The organism is Methanospirillum hungatei (genome assembly GCF_020216685.1).
Taxonomy (GTDB): Archaea; Halobacteriota; Methanomicrobia; order Methanomicrobiales; family Methanospirillaceae; genus Methanospirillum; species Methanospirillum hungatei_B.
The window spans coordinates 1-4,184 of the sequence record NZ_JAIWNS010000272.1 but is presented as its reverse complement, the minus strand read 5'-3'; the positions used below and the strand labels follow the sequence as shown (position 1 = coordinate 4,184).

The window sequence follows — 4,184 nt, the reverse complement described above, 5'->3', positions numbered from 1 at the left end:
AGATACAATGATTTCCATTCAAATTCAGAATTTTTTAGAGAATCAGCATATGAAATTACCAAATCATAGTGACCGGTAAAAGAGCATAATGAGATCATGGAAAGAATGAGATCGTGCCGGTCAGGATAATTCTCACAAGCCCATGAGAGATATCTCTCTGCTTCATCAAAATTTTCAGATCTTATGAGTTCCTCTGCTCGATATAATGGATTTTCATTCCTATTCCAGGGACCAAAAAACCCCTTCATCTCTCTTTGAATATCTGCTGCTTCTTCATGACGTCCCAGCACGGAAAGAAGAGCCGCGAGATCTTTTTTCGCTCGCATATCGCATGGATTGCTGGAACATGCAAGACGAAGAAAGGTTTCAGCCGATATTAAATCGCTATTCTTCCATGCTGCGATTCCTTTTGCATAAGCCACAAAAAGCGTGTCATCAAACTCTGCCTCTATCTCTGAAACCAGACGAAGAGCAGCATCAACCTCTTGATTCTGAATAAGAGCTATCACCTTCAGGGCACGAATGACTGCAAGATACCAGGCGTTATCATCTACATGTGAAAAATCTTCTTCGCACCAATCAAGGGATTCAATAACCGATTGTGCATTTCCAGAATATGCCTTACAATAGGCTATGAATAACTTATTCACCCCTGCCAGTTCATGAGATATTATAGTAAAATGACTCATCACTGAAAGAGCAGAATGATAATACCCCTGGAACATAAGAGTTCTACCAAGTAATGACCGAATTTCCAGATTAAAAGGATATATATTCAGAGCCTTTTCAAGTAACTGAATCGATTTATCAGCCATATCAAGATTTTGATAAATCACTGAAGTTACATAAAGCAGATCCGGATAATGAGGAAATATCTCTAGACCCTGCTCTGCGATTAAGAGAGCACGATCATATTCCTTCATTTGGATAAGATCTGTTATCAGGGTCAATAGATAATCACTCCAGTTCCTCCCTTCCTGGTGCGGGAAAATTTCCATCCTTTCTCCTCCGGCGATACTTCAGATCAGTAATGAATTCAAAGCGTTCACGTACCACACATTCCTGTTTCCAATGCATGACAACATTCTGATTATACAGAATAGTGTTCGATACCATCACATGCCCTTTAGGTTCTTTGATCATCCCTCCACAATGTATTCGAATCATACATTGCAAATCAAATTTAAAGAGATTCGCTATAAAAAACAATAAAAATTGTAGGAATGATACAAAAAATCAATAATTATAAATACTATTGAATATCTCTCTACCTACAAAATTACTCTCATTTTATGGCTTTAGTTCAAATAATTATCCGGCAAAGAAATTGGTGCTATTCCTGGATGGGAAACCAGAGGTGAATTATGGAAACGGGAATTATATACACACCACTCTTTCAAAACCATAAAAACTATCCTGAATGTCCGGACAGGGTTAAGGTTACAGCACAGTATCTGATACAACACGATATCAAAATGTTTACAGAACCACGGGTATTTGATGAATCCTGGATTCACAAGGTCCATACTCCGGAATATATCAGCCATATCATCACAACCGGCTCTGTTGATTATTCGGATATTCAATATGAACATGCCTTACAATCCGCATTTGGTTGTTTAACCGCCGGTGAGATGCTTCTTCAGGATGAAGTCAGAAATGCCTTTGTCATTAACCGCCCTCCTGGACACCATACCTATGCAGACCGGGGTGGAGGATTTTGTTATCTGAATAATGCAGCAATTCTGACCAGATACCTGCAGATGCACGGAATGGAAAGAATCATGATTATTGACTGGGATGCACATCATGGCAATGGGACCGAATCAATATTTTACGATGATCCTTCTGTACTCTATACATCAATCCATCAGTCTCTTCTCTATCCCGGTACAGGAGAAATTCATGATACCGGGATTGGACAGGGAGAAGGATACACAATCAATATACCGGTCCCTCCAGGTACCGGACACAATTCGTATATGAAAATATTTTCAGAGATCATCCTGCCGGCAGGGAAACAGTTTCATCCAGATGCTGTTGTCATATCAGCCGGGCAGGATAGTCATATAAAAGATCCTCTCTCATCTTTGTGTCTCTGTTCTGGAACATACTATACCATGACAAGACAGATTCTTACCTCTCTGACACCCAATACCATCGGTGTCCTTGAAGGGGGATATAATCTTACATCACTTCCAGAATCGATCTATGCTATCGTTACTGCATTACAAAAAATGAAATACACCGGAGGGATTGAAAAAGTAAATGAACCCGACGGAATCATGCAGATAATAAAATCAGTAAAAAGCACCCATAAGAACTGGTGGTGATTAGGAACTTACAAATTATCTTTTCCTAATTGTGCTCCTGACAGGTAATGAGTGATGCACTTTGGATCTATCTTATACGATTGAGAGTGCATCATCTTTCTGATAAAACCAAAATCCAGAAATTCCGGAGTGTCAGGTAATCTTGGCATTAATCTGAACATTAAAGAAATATTGGTTGGTATAAAACAACAAACTCCTGATTGGAATAATTTCTGAAAAAGTTGCAGAGGCGCTTTTCCACAGTATTCTTTTTTTGCTAGAAATTTTATTATTGAACAGATTTGAATCAACAAGTTAGAAGGAACATTCATTTTGTTATGTTTAATAAAGAGCTCAAAATCACCAAGTAAGATCATCTCCTCTCCTAATTTCATATCAGATTCATCTATATTATGATCTTCCCGAAAACGGGAGATTGTATCCCACCTGATATTATGACTGTAATACCCGATATCATAGAGTAAATGAGATAGCCTTTGAGAAAGATTTGTAATTTCCAATTTTTGGTTAAGACCAGAGGGGGTTTTAATGTATAAATTTGCATAAGGCCCGTATACAGTCATGTCAGAATGACGAATCGGACTATAAAAATATTCTTCTTTGAAAAAATCTCGAAACCATTGAGAATTAAGAAATATATAGAGACTTTTAATTATTTTATCTGCACCATTCTCTTTGAAAAACTGATCTTTCTGATGAGAAAGTATGAGGTTTACGAGGGGCTCTATATCTGATTTATAGAGAGTATTTGAATTCTCATCGGTTACTTTTATAATATAACCCATTTCATTAAGTTTTCTTCGTGTGTTAATCACCCAGTTTTCAGACACTCCCGTGGTAGCTCCATGATAAATCAGTTTAAGAGCCTGTTGAGGGGTCTTTGGAGAGAGATAAGCGGCATATACGGTTGCCAATTTCCAGTCTTTATCAAGATGTGTAATATTGAATCCCTGAATACTATGTGGTAACGTGGTCATTGACACAGATGGTATTGTTCATGAACGCTAATCAGTGTTCCGATACAGAGGGTCAATCGTTATAAAATCTAATAATCTCTTCAATTCTTCAATTTATCATTAGTACTTTCAAAATTTAATATTTGGATTCGTCATTTTCGCAAAGAACATCAAATTTCCAGATATTATATCCTCCCAGAGCATATTTCAGGATATCGAGCCGGATCCCGTTTCAAACGCTAAAAAATCTCTTCTCAACTACCTTATTCCAATGACGATTGATCTCCGGATCCCAATGAAGGTTAAGACTCTCAATGAGACGATCAATTCTATGCGTTTCTGAGCAGGAAGGGAGAGCACTTCCGGTTCAATTTTTTTATTTGGATGCCATTTTGCTTATCATTCCTCCTATTCAGTAGTCTACATTGAGTCAGAATCAGTACTTCAGACTCTGTCGGATGAACATATCATTTACCATACCGGATAATCGGGCTGTACTGTTCTCTTATGGGAAGAGACCTGCCCGGATCCATACCCGCATCCCATTTTTATCCGAATTTATCTGCGAGATCCTGTAATATCTTCGAAATGGGAAGATGTTGCGGGCAGATCTGTTCGCATTCACCACATGCGATACAATCACCGGCTCTCCCCTGACCATACACAGCATGCTGGTAATGCACCCGTGGAAATGTTCGATCTCCGTATCGTTTCACATCATTGAATATCGAAATAATATCAGGAATCGGAATATTCTGTCTGCATACATCGGTACAGTACCGGCAGGCAGTACAGGGAGCGGCAATACACCTGCTGATAATCCGGGCAGCCTCCTGAAGTATTGCTTGTTCCTCTCCGGAAAGGAAAGTCAGAGTATCAAAAGTCCTGATATTCT

At 38.7% G+C, this 4,184-nt stretch carries 5 protein-coding genes; 1 reads left to right on the top strand and 4 read right to left on the bottom strand.

Translation table 11 applies throughout. The annotated features are described in order from the left end of the window. Both LDL35_RS14760 and LDL35_RS14755 read right to left on the bottom strand, forming a co-directional pair. Positions 1-923, bottom strand: a 923-nt coding sequence (locus LDL35_RS14760; protein WP_304023837.1) for a hypothetical protein, incomplete at its 3' end; no start/stop codon positions are given. Positions 924-957: 34 nt separating this feature from the next. Continuing rightward, on the bottom strand, positions 958-1,143 hold the full coding sequence (locus LDL35_RS14755; RefSeq protein ID WP_304023834.1) for a hypothetical protein: 186 nt from the start codon (positions 1,141-1,143) through the stop codon (positions 958-960). Positions 1,144-1,364: 221 nt separating this feature from the next. On the opposite strand from LDL35_RS14755, the gene LDL35_RS14750 reads away from it, so the two are divergent. After that, positions 1,365-2,333: a histone deacetylase gene (locus LDL35_RS14750; protein ID WP_304023832.1), complete on the top strand. Its 969-nt coding sequence runs from the start codon at positions 1,365-1,367 to the stop codon at positions 2,331-2,333. 8 nt (positions 2,334-2,341) lie between these two features. On the opposite strand, the gene LDL35_RS14745 is transcribed toward LDL35_RS14750, so the two are convergent. Both LDL35_RS14745 and LDL35_RS14740 read right to left on the bottom strand, forming a co-directional pair. Further along, the gene (locus LDL35_RS14745) at positions 2,342-3,310 is read right to left on the bottom strand and encodes a hypothetical protein (protein WP_304023829.1); all 969 of its coding nucleotides are present in this window, start codon (positions 3,308-3,310) and stop codon (positions 2,342-2,344) included. Positions 3,311-3,837: 527 nt separating this feature from the next. Next, positions 3,838-4,184, bottom strand: a 347-nt coding sequence (locus LDL35_RS14740; RefSeq protein WP_304023816.1) for a 4Fe-4S dicluster domain-containing protein, incomplete at its 5' end; no start/stop codon positions are given.

Excerpts from the sequence above, each read along its gene's own strand:
- LDL35_RS14755 (WP_304023834.1), bottom strand. The coding sequence starts at position 1,143 with ATGATCAAAGAACCTAAAGGGCATGTGATGGTATCGAACACTATTCTG.
- LDL35_RS14750 (WP_304023832.1), top strand. The coding sequence starts at position 1,365 with ATGGAAACGGGAATTATATACACACCACTCTTTCAAAACCATAAAAAC.
- LDL35_RS14745 (WP_304023829.1), bottom strand. The coding sequence starts at position 3,310 with ATGACCACGTTACCACATAGTATTCAGGGATTCAATATTACACATCTT.